The sequence below is a fragment of the Micromonospora sp. NPDC005298 genome, from assembly GCF_040607375.1.
GTDB lineage: Bacteria > Actinomycetota > Actinomycetes > Mycobacteriales > Micromonosporaceae > Micromonospora.
In genome coordinates this window covers 457,720-475,252 of the sequence record NZ_JBEXGP010000002.1, presented here as the reverse complement: position 1 = coordinate 475,252, position 17,533 = coordinate 457,720, and the positions used below count along the sequence as shown (strand labels likewise).

13 protein-coding genes are annotated in these 17,533 nt (G+C 70.3%); 4 read left to right on the top strand and 9 right to left on the bottom strand.

Features of this window, described 5'->3' with window-relative positions:
• Positions 1–109: 109 nt before the first annotated feature.
• A complete protein-coding gene (locus ABZS77_RS06880; RefSeq protein WP_354819567.1) occupies positions 110–937 on the top strand; it encodes a DUF72 domain-containing protein in 828 nt (275 codons plus the stop codon).
• Here the strand turns inward: ABZS77_RS06880 and ABZS77_RS06875 are convergent.
• The 4 genes from ABZS77_RS06875 to ABZS77_RS06860 form a co-directional block, all read right to left on the bottom strand.
• Positions 934–2,769, bottom strand: a complete 1,836-nt coding sequence (locus tag ABZS77_RS06875) for a glycoside hydrolase family 15 protein (RefSeq protein WP_354818400.1) — start codon at positions 2,767–2,769, stop codon at positions 934–936. The two genes, ABZS77_RS06880 and ABZS77_RS06875, sit on opposite strands and share 4 nt — an antisense overlap.
• Positions 2,770–2,876: 107 nt before the next feature.
• On the bottom strand, positions 2,877–5,249 hold the full coding sequence (locus tag ABZS77_RS06870) for an excinuclease ABC subunit UvrA (protein ID WP_354818397.1): 2,373 nt from the start codon (positions 5,247–5,249) through the stop codon (positions 2,877–2,879).
• Positions 5,250–5,284: 35 nt separating this feature from the next.
• Positions 5,285–5,698 (bottom strand): VOC family protein, encoded by a 414-nt coding sequence (locus tag ABZS77_RS06865; protein ID WP_354818394.1) that lies wholly within the window; start codon positions 5,696–5,698, stop codon positions 5,285–5,287.
• 5 nt (positions 5,699–5,703) lie between these two features.
• A complete protein-coding gene (locus ABZS77_RS06860) occupies positions 5,704–6,153 on the bottom strand; it encodes a helix-turn-helix transcriptional regulator (protein WP_354818391.1) in 450 nt (149 codons plus the stop codon).
• A 106-nt stretch (positions 6,154–6,259) separates the two neighbouring features.
• Between ABZS77_RS06860 and ABZS77_RS06855 the strand changes: the two genes are divergently transcribed.
• The gene (locus tag ABZS77_RS06855) at positions 6,260–7,279 is read left to right on the top strand and encodes an aldo/keto reductase (RefSeq protein ID WP_354818388.1); all 1,020 of its coding nucleotides are present in this window, start codon (positions 6,260–6,262) and stop codon (positions 7,277–7,279) included.
• 64 nt (positions 7,280–7,343) lie between these two features.
• Here ABZS77_RS06855 and ABZS77_RS06850 read toward each other — a convergent pair whose 3' ends face one another.
• Positions 7,344–7,727: a hypothetical protein gene (locus ABZS77_RS06850; RefSeq protein WP_354818385.1), complete on the bottom strand. Its 384-nt coding sequence runs from the start codon at positions 7,725–7,727 to the stop codon at positions 7,344–7,346.
• Between the two features lie 334 nt (positions 7,728–8,061).
• On the opposite strand from ABZS77_RS06850, the gene ABZS77_RS06845 reads away from it, so the two are divergent.
• The gene (locus ABZS77_RS06845) at positions 8,062–8,277 is read left to right on the top strand and encodes a hypothetical protein (RefSeq protein ID WP_354818382.1); all 216 of its coding nucleotides are present in this window, start codon (positions 8,062–8,064) and stop codon (positions 8,275–8,277) included.
• 9 nt (positions 8,278–8,286) lie between these two features.
• Here ABZS77_RS06845 and ABZS77_RS06840 read toward each other — a convergent pair whose 3' ends face one another.
• The 4 genes from ABZS77_RS06840 to ABZS77_RS06825 all read right to left on the bottom strand — a co-directional run bounded on the left by ABZS77_RS06840 (position 8,287) and on the right by ABZS77_RS06825 (position 17,328).
• Positions 8,287–10,953, bottom strand: coding sequence for a DUF4132 domain-containing protein (locus ABZS77_RS06840; protein ID WP_354818379.1), 2,667 nt, complete (start codon positions 10,951–10,953; stop codon positions 8,287–8,289).
• Positions 10,954–11,217: a hypothetical protein gene (locus ABZS77_RS06835; protein ID WP_354818376.1), complete on the bottom strand. Its 264-nt coding sequence runs from the start codon at positions 11,215–11,217 to the stop codon at positions 10,954–10,956.
• A gap of 162 nt (positions 11,218–11,379) precedes the next feature.
• Positions 11,380–14,079 carry a ricin-type beta-trefoil lectin domain protein gene (locus ABZS77_RS06830; RefSeq protein ID WP_354818373.1) on the bottom strand — a complete coding sequence of 900 codons (2,700 nt, stop codon included), beginning with the start codon at positions 14,077–14,079 and terminating at the stop codon, positions 11,380–11,382.
• Positions 14,080–14,343: 264 nt separating this feature from the next.
• Positions 14,344–17,328: a glycoside hydrolase family 3 C-terminal domain-containing protein gene (locus ABZS77_RS06825; RefSeq protein WP_354818370.1), complete on the bottom strand. Its 2,985-nt coding sequence runs from the start codon at positions 17,326–17,328 to the stop codon at positions 14,344–14,346.
• Between ABZS77_RS06825 and ABZS77_RS06820 the strand changes: the two genes are divergently transcribed.
• Complete coding sequence (locus tag ABZS77_RS06820) at positions 17,327–17,476, top strand: hypothetical protein (RefSeq protein ID WP_354818367.1); 150 nt, start codon at positions 17,327–17,329, stop codon at positions 17,474–17,476. The genes ABZS77_RS06825 and ABZS77_RS06820 overlap by 2 nt on opposite strands.
• The last annotated feature ends 57 nt before the right edge of the window (positions 17,477–17,533 follow it).

Below are 17,533 nucleotides of genomic sequence, written 5' to 3'. Positions count from 1 at the left end.
CCCGCCACACCGGCCCGTCCCGTGGCGTACGCACGCGTATACCGTGGGCTCCGGTCGGGCGCGGTACGGCGGAGGGAGGGCGGTCGTGCGGCTTGCCGTGGGATGCGCGATGTGGACCCACCGGGCATGGCAGGGGCGGCTGCTGGCACACCCGCTCGCGCCGCAGGAGCGCCTGCGGCACTACGCGGGCTGGTGCGACGCCGTCGAGGGCAACACCACGTTCTACGCGACACCGGCCCGGGAGACCGTGGAGTCGTGGGCCGCGCAGACCGACCCGGATTTCCGGTTCGTTCTCAAACTCCCCAAGGTCGTCACGCACGAGCGCCGGCTCACCGACACCGGCGAGCCGCTACGCGCATTCCTGGACGCGATCGAACCGCTCGGCCCGCGTACCCATGCTCTCTGGGTCCAGTTGCCCGGCGCGTTCTCCCCCGCCGACGTGCCGACCCTGGGCCGGTTCCTGGGCCAACTGCCCCGCTCCCACCGGTACGCCGTGGAGGTCCGCCACCCGGCGTTCTTCACCGACGCCCGCGCGATCCGGCTGCTCGAACAGACCCTCGCCGAGACGGACGCCGAATGGGTCCCGTTCGACACCACCGCGTTCTTCGCCACCCCACCGACGAGCGACGCGGAGCGGGACGCCTGGGTGAAGAAGCCGCGCGTCCCGCTGCGGGCCGTGGCGCTGACCGACCGGCCGATCGTCCGCTACCTCGGCCGCGACGCCGCCGACCGGACCGTCCAGGGATGGCGGCGCTGGGTCGACGTCACCGCCGGCTGGCTGCGCGAGGGACGCTCGCCGACGGTGTTCGTCCACACCCCGGACAACGCCGACGCACCGGTGCTGGCCCGCCGCTTCCACGACGAGGTACGGGCGCGCGTGCCCGGCCTCGACCCGCTGCCCGATCCGACACCTGTCGGACCGCTCACCCTCTTCTAGGGACAGCGGCGCTCGTCGAGAAGTTCGTCGAGGTGGGACGCGGTGCTGATCAGCGACAGATGACTGAACGCCTGCGGGAAGTTGCCGATCTGCTCGCCGGTGGCGGCGATCTCCTCCGAGTAGAGGCCCAGCGGGCTGCTGTAGGTGAGCATCTTCTCGAAGGTCAGCCGGGCGTCGTCGATCCGACCCGCCTGGGCGAGGGCCTGCACGTACCAGAAGGTGCACATGCTGAAGGTGCCCTCGGTGCCCGCCAGCCCGTCCGGGGAGGCCCTCGGGTCGTAGCGGTAGACGAGGCTGTCGGAGGCCAGGTCGGCGTCCACCGCCCGCAGGGTCGACCTCCACATCGGGTCGTTCGCCGAGATGAAGCCGACCCCGGGCATCGCGAGGAGCGAGGCGTCCAGGATGTCGGTCTGGTAGTGCTGCACGAACGCCTCACGCTCCCGATGGAAGCCACGAGCCATGACCTGCTCGTAGATGGCGTTGCGGTGGATCGCCCAGCGGGCGGTGTCGCCGGGGCGACCGCGGCGCTGCGCGAGGCGGATGGCACGGTCCAGCGCCACCCAGGACATCATCCGCCCGTACGTGAAGTCCTGCCGGCCGGACCGGGTCTCCCAGATACCGTCCTCGGGCTGGTCCCAGTGGTCGCAGAGCCAGTCCATCAACCCGGCCGTCTTGCGCCATCCCTCGTGCGGGGCGATCAGTCCACTGCGGTCGGCGAGTTCCAGGGAGTTCAGCGCCTCGCCGTAGATGTCGAGCTGCAACTGGTCGGCCGCGCCGTTGCCGATGCGTACGGGCGCCGAGCCGCGGTAGCCCTCCAGGTGGCCCAGCACCTCCTCGGGGAGGTCGGGTGAGCCGTCGATCCGGTACATGATCTGTAGGGGAAGGTCGCCGTCCCGGGCGTCCCGGATGCGGGCGTCGAGCCAGTACAGATATTTCGCGGCCTCGTCGGTGAAGCCCAACCGGAGCAGCGCGTGCACCGAGAAGGACGCGTCCCGGATCCACGTGTAGCGGTAGTCCCAGTTCCGCTGCCCGCCGACCTGCTCCGGCAGCCCCGTGGTGGGTGCGGCCACCAGGGCGCCGGTCGGGGCGTACGTCATCAGCTTGAGCGTCATCGCCGACCGCTCGACCATCTCCCTCCACCGTCCGGTGTACCGGGAATGGTCCAGCCACCGACGCCAGTGGTCGCGGGTCTGGGCGAGCAGCTCGCACGCCTCCTCGGTGCCGAGCGCCCGGGGCGCGTGCGGGCAGGCCGTCTCCAGGACCACCCCGCCGATCTCGTCGGCGTGCAGCGTGAACCGCGCGGACACGCCCTCCGCGTCCCGGCGAACTCCGTCCACGCCGATCAGCCGTTCGACGTTCCGGAACGGGGTGACGGTGAGGCTCATGGTCGGGCTACGGAACACGTCGCCCTCGGGGTGCACGTCGATCTCGCACGCGTCGCGGGCGTAGTTGAACCGGGGCTGGCAGTCGAAGCGGAACCGCATCGTCCCCCGCACCATCCGGATCAGCCGGATCAACCGGTGCCGGTCGGTGGCCTGCGCGCCGGTGACGGGCATGAAGTCCAGCATCTCGCCCACACCGTCCGCGCTGTGGAAACGGGTGATCAGGATCGGCGTCCCGGGTAGGTAGAGCTGCTTGCTCGTGTACGCGACGCCGTCGGGTGCGAGCTGGAAGTGCCCACCCTTGCGGCGATCCAGCAGGGCGCCGAAGATGCTCGGAGAGTCGAAACGGGGCGCGCAGAACCAGTCGATCGTACCGTCGGCGGTGATGAGCGCCGCGGTCTGCAGATCGCCGATCAGGCCGTGCTCCTCCAGTGCCGGGTAGGTCTCCACCCTGTCTCCCGCCGCTAGATCCGACGGCGGCGACTACCCGGGAACAGGCGTCTCACACCGCGCCGGGGCGGGGGCGCGTGGTCCCCGGCCCCGACGCCGTGGAGGGCTCAGGAGCCGACGTACGCCGCCAGGTGCTCTCCGGTGAGGGTGGAGCGGGCGGCCACGAGGTCGGCGGGGGTGCCCTCGAAGACGACGCGGCCCCCGTCGTGCCCTGCGCCCGGACCGAGGTCGATGATCCAGTCCGCGTGCGCCATGACCGCCTGGTGGTGCTCGACGACGATGACCGACTTGCCCGAGTCGACGAGCCGGTCCAGCAGGCCGAGCAGTTGCTCGACGTCGGCCAGGTGCAGGCCGGTGGTCGGCTCGTCGAGGACGTAGACGCCGCCCTTGTCGGACATGTGGGTGGCCAGCCTGAGCCGCTGACGCTCACCACCGGACAGTGTCGTGAGCGGTTGGCCGAGGCTGAGGTAGCCGAGCCCGACGTCCGCGAGCCGGTCGAGGATGGCGTGCGCGGCCGGCGTACGCGCGTCACCCGCGCCGAAGAACTTCTCTGCCTCCGACACCGACATCGCGAGGACCTCGCTGATGTCACGACCGCCGAGGTGGTACTCCAGCACCGAGGCCTGGAACCGCTTGCCCTCGCAGTCCTCGCAGGTGGTGGCGACGCCGGCCATCATCGCCAGGTCGGTGTAGATGACCCCGGCGCCGTTGCAGGTCGGGCAGGCGCCCTCGGAGTTGGCGCTGAACAGCGCCGGCTTCACGCCGTTGGCCTTGGCGAACGCCTTACGGATCGGATCGAGCAGACCCGTGTACGTGGCCGGGTTGCTCCGCCGCGAGCCGCGGATCGCGCCCTGGTCGATCGACACCACTCCCGCGCCGGCCGGGACCGAGCCGTGGATCAGCGAACTCTTGCCGGACCCGGCGACGCCGGTGACGACACAGAGCACCCCCAGTGGAACGTCGACGTCGACGTCACGGAGGTTGTGGGCGTTGGCACCGCGGATCTCCAACGCCCCGGTGGGCTTGCGCACCGTCGGCTTGAGCTGGGCCCGATCGTCGAGGTGGCGGCCGGTGATGGTGCCGCTGCCCCGCAGCCCTTCGACGCTGCCCTCGTAGCAGACGGTGCCGCCACCCGTGCCGGCGCCGGGGCCGAGGTCGACGACGTGGTCGGCGATGGCGATGGCCTCCGGCTTGTGCTCCACGACCAGCACGGTGTTGCCCTTGTCGCGCAACTGCAACAGCAGTTCGTTCATCCGCTGGATGTCGTGCGGGTGCAGCCCGATCGTCGGCTCGTCGAAGACGTAGGTGACGTCGGTGAGCGACGACCCGAGATGGCGGATCATCTTGGTGCGCTGCGCCTCACCACCGGACAGCGTGCCCGACGGCCGGTCGAGCGAGAGGTAGCCCAGCCCGATCTCCTCGAACGAGTCGAGGAGGTGTTGCAGGCCCTTGATGAGTGGCGCCACCGACGGCTCGTCGAGGCCCCGCACCCAGGCGGCCAGGTCGCTGATCTGCATCGCGCAGACGTCGGCGATGTTCTTTCCCTTGATCTTCGAGGAGAGGGCCGCCTGGCTGAGCCGGGTGCCGCCACACTCGGGACAGGTCGTGAACGTCACCGCCCGGTCCACGAAGGCGCGGATGTGCGGCTGCAACGCGTCGACGTCCTTGGACAGGAACGACTTCTGGATCGACGGGATCAGACCGGCGTACGTCAGGTTGATGCCGTCGATCTTGAGCTTGGTCGGCTCCCGGTGCAGCAGGTCGTCCAACTCCCGCTTGGTGTACTTCGCGATCGGCTTGTCCGGGTCGAAGTAGCCGCAGCCACGGAAGATGCGGCCGTACCAGCCCTCCATGCTGTAGCCGGGGATGGTGATCGCGCCCTCGTTGAGCGACAGGGTGTCGTCGTACAGCGCGGACCTGTCGATGTCGGTGACCGCACCCATGCCCTCACAGCGCGGACACATCCCGCCGAGTCTGGTGAACGTCGCCTTCTCGGTCTTCGTCCGACCCTCGCCCCGCTCGACGGTGATCGCGCCGCTGGCCTTCACCGAGGGGACGTTGAAGGAGTACGCGTTGGGTGAGCCGATGTGCGGCCGCCCGAGCCTGCTGAACAGGATGCGCAGCATCGCATTCGCGTCCGTGGCCGTGCCGACCGTGGAACGGGAGTTCGCGCCCATCCGCTCCTGGTCCACGATGATCGCGGTCGTCAGACCGTCCAGCAGGTCGACGTCCGGACGGGCCAGCGTCGGCATGAAACCCTGCACGAACGAGCTGTACGTCTCGTTGATCATCCGCTGGGACTCGGCGGCGATGGTGCCGAACACCAGCGAACTCTTGCCGGAGCCGGAGACACCGGTGAACACCGTGAGGCGGCGCTTCGGGATCTCGACGCTGACGTCGCGGAGGTTGTTGACGCGCGCCCCCTGCACCCGGATCAGGTCGTGACTGTCGGCCGCGTGCGGCCCCGACGCCCTCTTCATCGTGTCTCCATCTGCCGTCCGGCCCCGGCGACCGCTCAGCGCTTCTTCTCCTGAATGCGGACCATGTTGCCAGCGGGGTCGCGCAGGGCACAGTCCCGGACGCCGTATGGCTGGTCGGTGGGCTCCTGGACGACCTCGGCGCCGGCGCTCGCCAACGTCCCGAACGTCTCGTCCAGGTCGGTGGCGGCCAGGTTGACGCCGAAGTAGCTGCCCTTGGCCATCATCTCGGCGATGGTGCGGCGCTCGTCGTCGGTGAGGCCGGGCGTGGCGCCCGGCGGGTGCAGGACGATCGCCGTGTCGGGCTGACCGACGGGGCCGACCGTGATCCACCGCATGCCCTGGTATCCGACGTCGTTGCGGACCTCGAAGCCGAGGACGTCGCGGTAGAAGGCCAGCGAGGCGTCCGGGTCGGTGTGCGGAAGGAAGCTGGAGTGAATGCTGATGTCCATGTCAGTCAGGCTAGGTGCGGCGTGACGTGCGCGGCTTCTCGATTCCTGATCGGTCTGGTCACCTGCTTCGCCACGCAGGACGGCATCCCGTCCGTCGCGCGTACCGCCTCGCGTCGGTAGACGCTCGGCGGAACACCCACCAGTTCGGTGAAGCGGGTGCTGAACGTGCCGAGCGAGGAGCAGCCGACCGCGAAGCAGACATCGGTGACGCTCAGGTCGCCCCGGCGCAGCAGGGCCATCGCCCGCTCGATCCGCCGCGTCATGAGATAGCTGTACGGGGACTCCCCGTACGCCTGCCGGAACTCCCGGCTGAGGTGCCCCGAGGACATGTGCTCGCCCCGGGCGAGCGCCTCGACGTCGAGCGGCTGCGCGTACTCGCGGTCGATCCGGTCACGGACGCGGCGCAGCCGCGCGAGATCGCGCAGCCGCTGCTCCTCGGCAGGTGTGCTGGTCACGGCCCAAATCGTGCCACATCCGCGAGGCCCGGTTGGCAACCGGAACAATGTTCCGTACAGTGGTTAGCGGAACAACGATCCGCTTAACCTCTCGTGGAGGACAGTCATGCAGTACCGCACCCTGGGCCGCACCGGCGTACAGGTCAGCACCCTCGCGCTCGGCGCGATGAACTTCGGCAGCCTGGGACGCGTCACCCAGGACGAGGCCACCGCCCTGGTCGGCGCGGCCCTGGACGCCGGCGTCAACCTCGTCGACACCGCCGACATGTACAGCCAGGGCGAGTCGGAGGAGATGGTGGGCAAGGCCATCGTGGGCCGCCGCGACGACATCGTGCTGGCCACCAAGGCCGGCATGCCGATGGGCGACGAGCGCAACCACCAGGGCAGCTCGCGACGCTGGCTGGTGACCGAGCTGGACAACAGCCTGCGCCGCCTCGGCGTCGACCACGTCGACCTCTACCAGATCCACCGCTGGGACCCGCGCACAAGCGACGAGGAGACCCTGTCGGCCCTGACCGACCTCCAGCGCGCCGGCAAGATCCGCTACTTCGGCTCGTCGACGTTCCCCGCGTACCGCATCGTGCAGGCCGAGTGGACCGCGCGCGAACACCACCTGGGCCGGTACGTCACCGAGCAGCCCAGCTACTCGATCCTGCAACGCGGGATCGAGACGCACGTCCTGCCCGTCACCGAGGAGTACGGGCTCGGCGTTCTGGCCTGGAGCCCGCTCGCCTCAGGCTGGCTGTCCGGCGCGGTCCGCGCGGGCCGGGAGATCAGCACCCACCGCTCGGCGGTGCTGCCGCAACGCTTCGACACCACCATCCCCGCCAACCAGGCCCGGCTCGACGCCGTCGAGCGGCTGGCCACTGTCGCCGACGAGGCCGGCCTGACGATGATCCAGCTCGCGCTTGGTTTCGTCACCGCCCACCCGGCCGTGACCAGCGCGATCATCGGCCCCCGCACCATGGAGCACCTGCGTTCCCAGCTCGACGCCGCGGACACCGTCCTCTCCGCCGACGTGCTCGACGCGATCGACGCGATCGTGGCCCCGGGCGTCGACCTCGCCGCCCACGAGAAGTTCGACACCCCGCCCGCACTGCTCGACCCGGCCCGCCGACGGCGCTGACGGGCCCGCCGCTCAGGGAACGATCGGGAGGTCGTCCGAGCCTCCGCCCTGGGTCGGGACGGCGTCAGCGGTCACCGCGCTCCCCCACCCCGGGCAGCCAGCGCAGTGCGGCGTCGGCAGTGTCCTCGGGGCTGCTGTTGAAGGCGATCGCCGCACCGGGGGCGTGTCGCCGGACCAGGTTGACCACCGTCTCGAAGAGCGCAAGCAGCGGCTCGTGCTTGCGGATGCCGCCGCCGACCACCACACAGGCGTACGCCCTGCCTGTCAACGCCTCGACGACCGCCGCCTCCGCGCTCTCGTCCGGCACCACCAGGCACAGGTCGGCCTCGATGCCGTACTCGTCGAAGCGGGCCTGACCTCGTGCTATCGCGGCCACGACCGGCTCCGGGTCCCATCCCGGGATCCGCAGCGGATCGAGGCCGATCACCAGCACAGGTCCCCGTGCCATGTCCACCCCCCGCAGAACGGTCCGCCACGACCCCGCACGTCGATGCTGCCACGGGAGCAGCGGGATGAGTACGAACACTCATCCCGCTGCTCCCGCCAGCCGGCAAGCTCGACGCCATGGCACTCGTTCCCCGGGTCGGCGCGGTGGTGATGGCAGCCTGCCTGCTGCTCAGCGGATGCGCGGAACACCGCGACGGCGACGCGATGGCACGGGACACGGCGGCGGCCGAAGCCGAACGCCTCGCCACCGACCGCGGCCACCGCAACCGGGTGCGGGACGCCGAGTACATAGCCGCGACTGCCATCCCGCCGGTGGACACCGACGCGCCGATACGGTGCGGGCGGCGTTCCCCGAGCAGCGCGTCACAGTCGACACGACCACCCACGAGGGCGTACTCGTCGCCGCCGTGGGTGTGCCCGCCGAACGGGACTGCCTCCTGCCGATCCGTACCGCCGGTGGGGCCGTCGAGTCACCCGGGTACGACCCGACCTGGCTGGAGCCGGGCGAGACCGGGTGCCGGACCGGGCTGTACACCTCGCCCCCTCGGTAGGGTGGCTTCTCAGAGTTGACGCAGGATCACCGGGTCCTTGATCTTCTTGTCGGCGGCCAGGAGCAGCGCCTTGCTGATGATCTCGGCGAGTCGGTTGTCGCCCTCGAAGGGGAGGAACAGCTCCGGCTCCCTCGCCTTCGCCGAGGCCGGGATGATGCACAGGTACCTGTCGTCCGGGGCGATCAGGATGTTGCCCGAGCCGCAGTGGATGCGGTACGTGTGCAGGTCACCGCGTACATCGAGGAACCTGTCGGTGACGGTGCAGCGGTCGGCGATCCCCAGCCGTGGGATCAGCTCCGCCAGCACGTCCCGGCGTGTCTGGGCGGTCGGGGTGAGGTCGCCGAAGCTTGTCTGCGCCCAGTAGTCGCGGTACCTGCCGGCGGGGCCGCCGTCGTACCAGTTCGGGTCGGCGCCCACCCCGGCCGTGGCCACGAACAGGTCGACGTCCCGCATCACCTCGCTCAGCACCACCGCCGGAACCTCCTCCAGCGGCACCGGCGTGTGCTCGCCCCGGACGAACCACAGCTGGTCGGTGCCCATCGTGTCGAAGACGCCGTCGTCCCGGTCCTCGATGCCCGCGACGTTCAGCTGGGCGCGCAGCCCCCAGTCGGGAAGGGCCAACCAGGGCAGGTCGTAGCTGGCGCCGTCGTTGCGGTGCTGGACGTACGACCAGCCGCGCCGGGACAGCAGCGCGTTGAGGCGGTGCTGCTGGACGATGTGCGCGGCGAACCTGTTGGAGTAGGTGCCGGTGGCCCGCTCCGCGTCGGTGAGCAGGTACTGCTCCCGGTGCGCCTGCTTGAACGGCTGGGTGATCTCGTGCCGGGCCAGGAAGGCCCGCCACGGCAGGACCTCGGTCGGGTCGAGCACCGGGTGCCACAGTCGGACAGTGGCGTCGGCGGCCGGGTCGAGGACTGTGCCGTCCACGGTCCGCAGCGCATCGCCGCCCCAGCAGCAGGCCACACCGCCGACGGTCCAGATGAGCCGCCGGGCCAGGGTACGGGCCAGCGGGTGGTCCAGGAACCGGTCGCGCCACTGCTCGACGGTCCACGACCGGTCCCGCCGCAGCAGCCCCTCCAGACGGTCGCGGGTGGCGACGAGCGTCCCGGCGACGTCAGCGACAGTCCCCTTCAACTCCTTCACCTCGTCGCCGTGCTCCGCGCGTACCCGTGCCGGCGGGGCCTTGACCACCCTGCCCTCGGCGGTGCGCCACACGAGCACGGCATCGACGCCGCGCAACTCCAGCTCGTACGAGCAGTCGCCCAGCTTGTCGGCGAGCGGCAGCCCGAAACCGGGTAGCGCCATCTCCTCGACGTCGTCCCGACCGACGCCGAGTGCCTCGGCGTGCGCCGTCAGCCCCTTCTCGACGAGACGGAGCGTGCTTTTGTAGGTGAGCCGGGACGACAGCCGGGCCAGGTGCGCGAGGGCGCCGGGGTGATCGGTGTCGACGAGCGCCGCGACCGCGACGTTCGCCAGCTTGGGGCTCGCCGGGCCGTGGCCGGGGATCTTGCTGGCGGCCCGTTCCGCGATCTGGCCGAGCCCGCGCAGGGACTCCTCCGACGGCGGGCACATCACACGCATCCAGATCAGGCCCCACAGCAGCCCGACGTTGTAGCGGTCGATCGTCCGTGGCGACATGTCCGCGAGGTGACCGGGACAGCACGTGGTCATGCGCAGCGGCAGGGTGCGCGCCTGACCGACAAGCGGAAGCCACTCGTCGACCCGGGCGGCGAACTCGGAACGGCCGACCGCGTCGAGCAGATGCTGGGCCTGCCTACGCCAGGCGGCCGTGGGCTTGGCCCTGTCCGCACCGGCCGGGCAGTGGACAAGCAGCGCCTGCCACGCGCTCCGACGCTCCGCCGGCATCGCCTCGATGTCCGCGATGGCACGGTCGGCCCACCGCTCACCGACGTTGGGAACCGGCCACATCCGGTCGGCGTCGGCGCCCAGGTCGTCGAGCGAACGCTCGATCCTCGTGCGGCGCCACGCCGCAAGCGCCGCCGGGTTCGTCCGGTCGGCCGCCTCCGCCGCCTCGATGGACTCCCAGGTGAACGCCACCAGCAGCGCGCTCCAGCCACCGAACCCCAACCAGGCCTGGCCGCCCAGCCGCTCCAGCCAGAGCGTGCCGTCGAGCCCGCCGCCGGAGCACGCGGCACGGATCAGCTTTCCCCGCCCGTCGATGCCCTCCTCCGGCACCGCCAACGCGTCGAACACCACCTGCCGCACCGGCGTCGGCTGCGCGGCCACGAGTTGCTTCGCCCGCTCCCACGCGCGGCCACGGGCGTGGTCCCACGGGGTCTCGCGCCGATACGCGAGTCGCGGCAGTTGGTCGATCACGGTGAGCGCGGCCGCCGCCCGGCGCTCGGTGTCGGCGGTGTCGCCGGCCAGGTCCGCCACGGCGGCGGCGACCAGCTCGGCCTGCCGCGTGGCCTCCGGCAGCAGCGCGATCTGCGGCGGGGCGAGGTCGTACGGCCCGTGCGGATCGTTCAGGGCGGCGAGCAGCACCGGGACCGTGCCGGCCGGGGCCCAGCCACAGACCGTGGCCACACGAACGACGAAGTCCCGCTGATTGCGCTCGTTGAGGGTCTGGTTGCTGCGCTCGCACCGTCCCCGGACGGTGTCGACAACTTCACGCAGCGCCGGCTCCGGGTCGTACGTGCCCGTGTCGAGCGTGCCCACTCAGCCACCCACCAGCGGGACGAGCTTGAGGAACGTGATCCGGGACCCGGCGTGCAGGTGGACCTGCTCGTCCAGGGCCGTCACCTGCCGGTCGTCAACAAGCACCACGAAGCCGTTGCGGCGGAACGAGTCGAGGGTGTCCCGCGTCCGCGCCTCCGGGTCGACGTCCGCGCCGGACTCGGCGACCTCCAGGAACACCCGCCGACGGATCAGCTCGTCGAGGCGGACGCACTCCTGGAAGACCTCCATCGTCCACTCAGGCACGCGCGGCGCTCCCGTCACTTCATCGGCGATCGTGATCATCGGCATGGCGTAGAAGCTAGCGCAGGGCACCGACACCGCTTCGCGCACAACAGGTGGCGGAACGGCGAAGGCTCCGGCCGGATGGACCACCCACCGGACCGGAGCCCCTGCCGCCGAGCCCGCCTAGGTGCGCAGGCTCCACTGCTGGTTGGCGCCGCCGTTGCACGCCCACAGGATGATCTTCGTGCCGTTTGCGGTGGCGGCACCGTTGGCGTCGAGGCAGAGCCCGGACTGGCCGTTCGTGATGGTGCCGTTGGCGTTGACGTTCCACTGCTGGTTGAGGCCGCCGTGGCAGTCCCAGATGATGACCTGGGTGCCGTTGGCCGTGCCCGCCCCGGACGCGTCCAGGCACTTGTTGCCGTACACCGTCAGTTGCCTGCCGCTGGTGGCGGTCCACCGCTGGTTCGTGCCGCCGCCGCAGTCCCAGAGCTGCACCTGGGTGCCGTTCGTTGTCGTCGAGTTGGGCACCTCGACGCAGCGGCCGGACTGGCCGCCCACGAGCTGGCCGCCCTGCGGGGTGCCGCCGCCGCTCTGCTGCCGGACGATGGCTGTCGACTCCGCCGACCGGTTGCCCTGTGCGTCGACGACGTAGAGCCGGTACTCCCCCTGGGACGCCGGCACGGCGATGGTCGTGGCGTTACCGGACGCCCTGGTCATCGTCGGCCCGGCGGTGAAGGTGGTGGTGCCGGCGGGCGCCAACCAGACCGACCTGGTGGCGTCGCCGGTGCTCCGGATCGGGATCGACGCCGTGGCGCTGGTGACGAACGTGCTGGCCGGCAGCACGTAGTTCGGTGCGGAGAAGGTGCTCGCCGGGAGGATGTCCCGGTACGCGTCCTCGAGGCCGGAGTTCGCGGCGATGGCGTACGCCGCCGCCGGCCAGACGTAGTCGGAGGAGACGAGGATGTCGGCGACCGTGCTGTTCGGCAGGTTCTTGTTGGAGACCTTGTTGATGGGGCCGTAGATCTGCGTGATGCTCAGGTCGTGCTTCCGGCCGAAGTCATCTGAATTGATCATCCAGGTGACGTTCTTGTCGATGCTCAGGACGTTGTCCCGGAAGGTGATGAACGCCGAACCCTCGTCCGGGTGCAGACCGTACTTGTGGCCCGAGGGCACGCCCTGGAGGTAGTTGTCGGTGATCGTCGTGCCCGGCTGGCTGCCGAGCGTGTAGATCGGCGCCGTGTCGCTGAGGCGCTGCACCGTGTCGATGATGTGGTTGTGGCTGATGGTGTTGCTGCGGGCCGTCGTGGTCGGGCGGTTGGGCACGATCGAGCCCGACGACCCGTCGAAGTTCCACCACCCCCAGCCGAGGGTGATGCCCGACCACGGGGTCTTCTCGATCCGGTTGTGCTGGATCGTGAGGGTGTCGGCGAAGTACGCCGAGATCGGGCTGTGTCCGTTGAACAGGACCGCGCTGTCGTAGAGGTGGTTGTTCTTGATGTCGATGTTCTTCGGCAGCCCCTCGACCTGCGGGGAGTACTTCTCCCGGTTGGTCGACGTGCCGTCTCCGATGTAGACGTGCTGAGGGTGGCCGACGTCGACGGCCGACCCGGCGATGTCGTTGGTGTGGTTTCCGATCAACTGCGTGTTCTGTACGTCGTTGACGAGGCTGATGCCGTCGGCGCCGGAGTGCTGGACCCGGTTCCGGTGCAGCAGGATCCCGTCGGCGTTCTGCACCTGGATCATGCCGGGGGTCACGTCGACGTTGCGGTAGTGGTAGACGTGGAAGTTGCCCTTCGCGTACGCCTGCGCGCCGAGATTGCCCTGCTGCGCCTGCTTGAAGGACGACCCGGCGACGGAGAACAGGTTCCAGTCGGAGTGCTGCACGGTCAGGCCGGAGAACGTGATGTTGCGCGCGTGGCTGCTCGTCGAGGTGCCGGCGACCCGCAGCAGGGTGGTCACGTTGTTCGGGGCGTAGACCGTCGCGGTCGCCATGTTCTCGCTGCTGGACTTGTAGTAGTAGACGGTCCGGGCGCTCTTGTCGAAGTAGAACTCGCCAGGGGCGTCCAGGAACTCGTAGGCGTTCATGAGTTTGTGGGTGCCGCCCACCTGGGCGTTGCCGTTGAACGCGCCCTGGGCGATTGCCGCGCCGGGCTGCTGGAACAGGGCGACCCGGTTCGCGCCGTCGGAACTCGTGGTCACCTGCCGCACGCCCACGATGGCCGTGGTCCAGGTCGTGCCCGTCTCGATCTCGATGTCGTCGTGGTTGCGGGCGATGGCGGGGAAGTCGGCCAGGTTGTACTTCGCGCCGTCGCACTGGGAGCCCGATTCCCAGGCCCAGTCGGCCTGACCGGCCGTGACGGTGTACGTGCCGTAACAGCCCGCCGAGCCGACCGTCTTCGACGCCATGGACGCGCGCTTGTCGTTGACGTAGAGCGCCCGGAGCTTGTTGCCGCGGTCGAGCGGCGCCTTCCAGATGTTGCCGCTGTGCTGGGTCCACCCGGTCACCTGGACGCCGCCGTCGAGGATCGGCGTCTCGCCCGCGTAGGCGGCGTAGCTGACCCGGAATCCGTTGGTGCCGGAGTCGCCGGCACCGAACTCGACGGTGCTGCCGACCGGATACCTGCCGCCGCGCAGATAGACATTGATGTCGCCGGTCATGCCCGCGTTCACCGTGCGAACGACGTCCCGCGCGCGTTGGATCGTCCGGAATGGAGACGCCAGTGTGCCGGGGTTGGCGTCGTTGCCGTCGGGGGCGACGTAGTAGGTCGCCTGGACCGCCGCCGAGGCCGGCGACTGATCGACCACCACGGTCGGCAGCGTGGCGGCGACGAGAGCGGCCACCGCCAGCAGTGACGTTCGAGCGGTTGACACGATTGATCTCACGGACCCGTTCCTCTCACGTGCCGTCGACAGGGAACCCCGTGCGTACCGAGCGATGAGCACCGATGTAATCGCCCTGAAATCTTTCCGAAGCGTAGGTCACACGTGTGATGAATGCAACGGTCGATCGTCAGCCTTCTATGAGTCACGGGCCCGTGATCGGCGCAGACCATCCGCCGAGGTTCAACTCGGCGATCTGGTCATCAGATGAATGGCGCACCCGGTCGGCCCGGGCCGGGGCGCGACGCCGCCCCGGCCCGGGCTTGCTCACCCGATGCTGAACGTCGCCAGCCGCAGCGGGGAGTCGAACACCAGGTACACGTCGTGGGTGCCGGCGGCCCGCGCCAGGTCGGCGTCGACGCTCACGTACCGGTAGTCGTCACCGGTGCTGGGCACGGTGACCGTGCCGAGCAGCCGGCCGGTGGGCGAACCCAGCCGGACCTGGATCGTGCCGGTGCCCGCGCCGGCCCGGGCGACCCGCGCGGTGAGGGTGCGGGCGCCGGGACGCAACGCGGACCCGGCGAACGCGACCCACTGGCCGGCCCCGGTCGCGCCGACGACCGTGCCGCTGGCCTTGGTCTCGTCGAGCAGACGGACCCCGGAGTACCTGTCGAAGTTCTCCGCCCGGGTCGGCCGGGACAGGTCCCGGTCCGGGACCGTCTCACCGCGTACCCGGATCTGCGTCCGCGCCCGGATGTCCTCTGCGGACGCGCCCACCATGAGGTCGTGGACCGACGACTCGACAACCCACCGGCTGCGGGTGACGTCCCAGTGCGCCAGGTCGGCGGCGGGCAGCCGCAACGTCACGGTACGGGTCTGCCCGGGCGCGAGTTCCACCCGCTGGAACGCCTTGAGCTGGCGGATCGGTGTCCTGACCCGTGAGGTGCGCTGGTGGGTGTAGAGCTGCACCACCTCCGACCCGGCGCGGCTCCCGGTGTTCGTCACGTCCACACTCACCGAGATGGTGCCGTCGGCCGCGACGGACGTCGTGCCGGGGCGCGGCTGGCCGTAGCGGAACCGGGTGTACGACAGCCCGTGCCCGAACGGGTAGAGCGGCTTCGCGGTGCTGTACAGGTACGTCTGCCCGGACGAGATGATGTCGTACTCCAGCAGGTCCGGCGGCAGTTGCCCGTCCGAGCGGTACCAGGTCTGGGTGAGCCTGCCGGACGGGTTGCGGTCACCGAACAGGACGTCGGCGACGGCGTGCCCGGTCTCGGCGCCCGCGTGGGTGGTCCAGACGATCGCCGGAACGTGCTGCTGCTCCCACGTCAGGGTGACCGGGTAGCTGGTCTGGAGCACCAGCACCGTACGCGGATTGGCCCTGGTCACGGCCTTGACCAGCGCCTCCTGGCCGGCGCTCAACGCGGTGGAGGTCCGGTCGTGCGCCTCGCGGCCGTTGATGAACGGGTTGCTGCCGACGACCAGGACGGCGGTGTCGGCGGCCCGGGCCGCCGCGACGGCCCGGTCGATGCCACTGCTGATCACCTCGCGGCTGAAGTGGGCAGCATCGGCGGCCGTGGACGCGCCGAGCGTGAGAGCACCGTCGGCGCCCACGGTGACGTACGTGTTGGCCCCGAACCAGCTCTCCGTGGTCTCGTAGCCGGCGTAGCGCAGCGCGACCGTCCCGTCGGACTGCGGCTCCAGCTTGAACTGCTGCTGGACGTACCAGCCGTTCGGCTGCGCGTCCCGGGTGACGAACGGCCCCCAGTTGTAGCCGAGGTAGCGGCCGTTGGCGGCGTTGCGCAACGTCACCACGTCCTGCCCCCAGTCGACAACGTCGAACTGGGCGACGAGCGCCGGCACGGCGCCGGTCCCGAGGACCCGGTCGGCGTCGGTGGTGCCGGTGGCCGAGACGTACCGGCCGGTCGCCACGTTCTTCAGCGCGATCCGGTCCGCCCCGTCGAGCCCGCTCACGCTGGCCCTGTCGCCCAGGCGTTCGCGGATGCCGTCGAGCGCCGTCACCTGGTACGGCAGGTCGCCGCCGTACCAGTCGGAGTAGAGGGTGTCGGCCAGCGGACCGAGCACGGCCACCCTGCGGGTGCGAGCCGGGTCCAGGGGCAGGGCCTGCCGGGAGTTCTTCAGCAGGACCATGGCCTCTCCGGCGGCCTGCCGGGCCAGCCGCTGGTGTTCCGGACTGTTGATGACGTCCGGGGTGATGCCGCCGTACCGGCCGCCACCCGGGTCGAACTCCCCCAACCGGAACCGGACGCTGAGGATCTCCCGGATCCGGGCGTCGATGTCGCCCTCGCTGAGCAGCCCGGCCGCCAGCGCCTGCTTGATGGCCGTCACTGTCGGCTGGGCGTTCGTGTCGTCGGTGATGAAACTGTTCAGGCCGGCCTTGACGATCGCCGCGTTCGCCTCGGGCTGGGTGGCGTAGTACCCCTGGGAGGCGACGAGGTTGTTCGGGGCCCAGGCGTCTGTGACGTTCATCAGCGGCCTGTCGGTCCAGCCGCGGACCACCGTGGCGAGGTCCGGATCGACAGTCGCGGGTCGACCGTTGACCAGGTTGTACGCGGCCATCACCCCGGTCGCCGCGTCGGCGGCGAGGGCCGGTTTGAAGGCGGCGCGATCGTACTCGTTGAGCACCCGAGGGGGCACGTTCGACGAGGTCACGTCACGCCGGACCTCGTTGTTGTAGGCCAGGTAGTGCTTCAGGGTGGGTGCGCTCTTGAGGTGGTCCGGGTCACCGCCTGTCATGCCCGAGCCGTACGCGGTGGAGATGGCCGCGGTGAGCAGCGGGTCCTCGGAGTAGCCCTCCTCGTTGCGACCCCAGCGGGGATCGCGGAGCAGGTTGACCACCGGCGCCCAGAGGTTGAGGCCCCAGACCCGTGGGTTCTGCGCGTGGTAGCCGCGCGCCTCGTCGCCGACGGCCGAGCCGACCCGGTTGATCAGGTCGGTGTCCCAGGTGCTCGCCATGCCCACCGGCTGGGGAAACGAGGTGCCGCGGGCCTTGACGACGGCCCCGTTGTTGTCGATGTCGGTCGACCAGGCAACCCCGTGCAGGGCCTCGGTGCCGGTCTTGAACAGGCCGATGCCCAGCCGGGGAATGGCCGGCTGGTACTGGTGCAGCCAGGAGATCTTCTCGTCCAGCGTGAGCCGCCCCAGCAGGTCGTCGACCCGGGCGTTCACCGGCAGGTGGGGATCTCGAAAGGGGTAGGTGGGTTCGGCGAGCGCCGTGCCGGGAACGGCAGGCAGGGCCAGCAGGGCGAGCGCGAGCGCGGTGATTCCGCGCCGAAGGCGCCTGTTGCGCATGCGGTTTCTCCTCATGTCGTACGACCGACGTCACGGGGACGCCGAGACCGGCGTGGCCAGGCTCGACACCCGGCTGACGGGCCTGGACGACGGATCGTCGAAGCGCTTCGACGATCCGGCCGCAGGGACCACGGCCATGATCTGGTGATTTCGGCAACTATAGATGCGGGCCGATGAAGCGCACCAGTGGCCGCCGGCGGATCCG

Bases quoted from the DNA above. Each gene is read 5' to 3' on its own strand.
- ABZS77_RS06865 (WP_354818394.1), bottom strand. From the start codon at position 5,698: ATGGACATCAGCATTCACTCCAGCTTCCTTCCGCACACCGACCCGGAC.
- ABZS77_RS06870 (WP_354818397.1), bottom strand. From the start codon at position 5,249: ATGAAGAGGGCGTCGGGGCCGCACGCGGCCGACAGTCACGACCTGATC.
- ABZS77_RS06880 (WP_354819567.1), top strand. From the start codon at position 110: ATGTGGACCCACCGGGCATGGCAGGGGCGGCTGCTGGCACACCCGCTC.
- ABZS77_RS06855 (WP_354818388.1), top strand. From the start codon at position 6,260: ATGCAGTACCGCACCCTGGGCCGCACCGGCGTACAGGTCAGCACCCTC.
- ABZS77_RS06850 (WP_354818385.1), bottom strand. From the start codon at position 7,727: ATGGCACGGGGACCTGTGCTGGTGATCGGCCTCGATCCGCTGCGGATC.
- ABZS77_RS06820 (WP_354818367.1), top strand. From the start codon at position 17,327: ATGCGGTTTCTCCTCATGTCGTACGACCGACGTCACGGGGACGCCGAG.
- ABZS77_RS06825 (WP_354818370.1), bottom strand. From the start codon at position 17,328: ATGCGCAACAGGCGCCTTCGGCGCGGAATCACCGCGCTCGCGCTCGCC.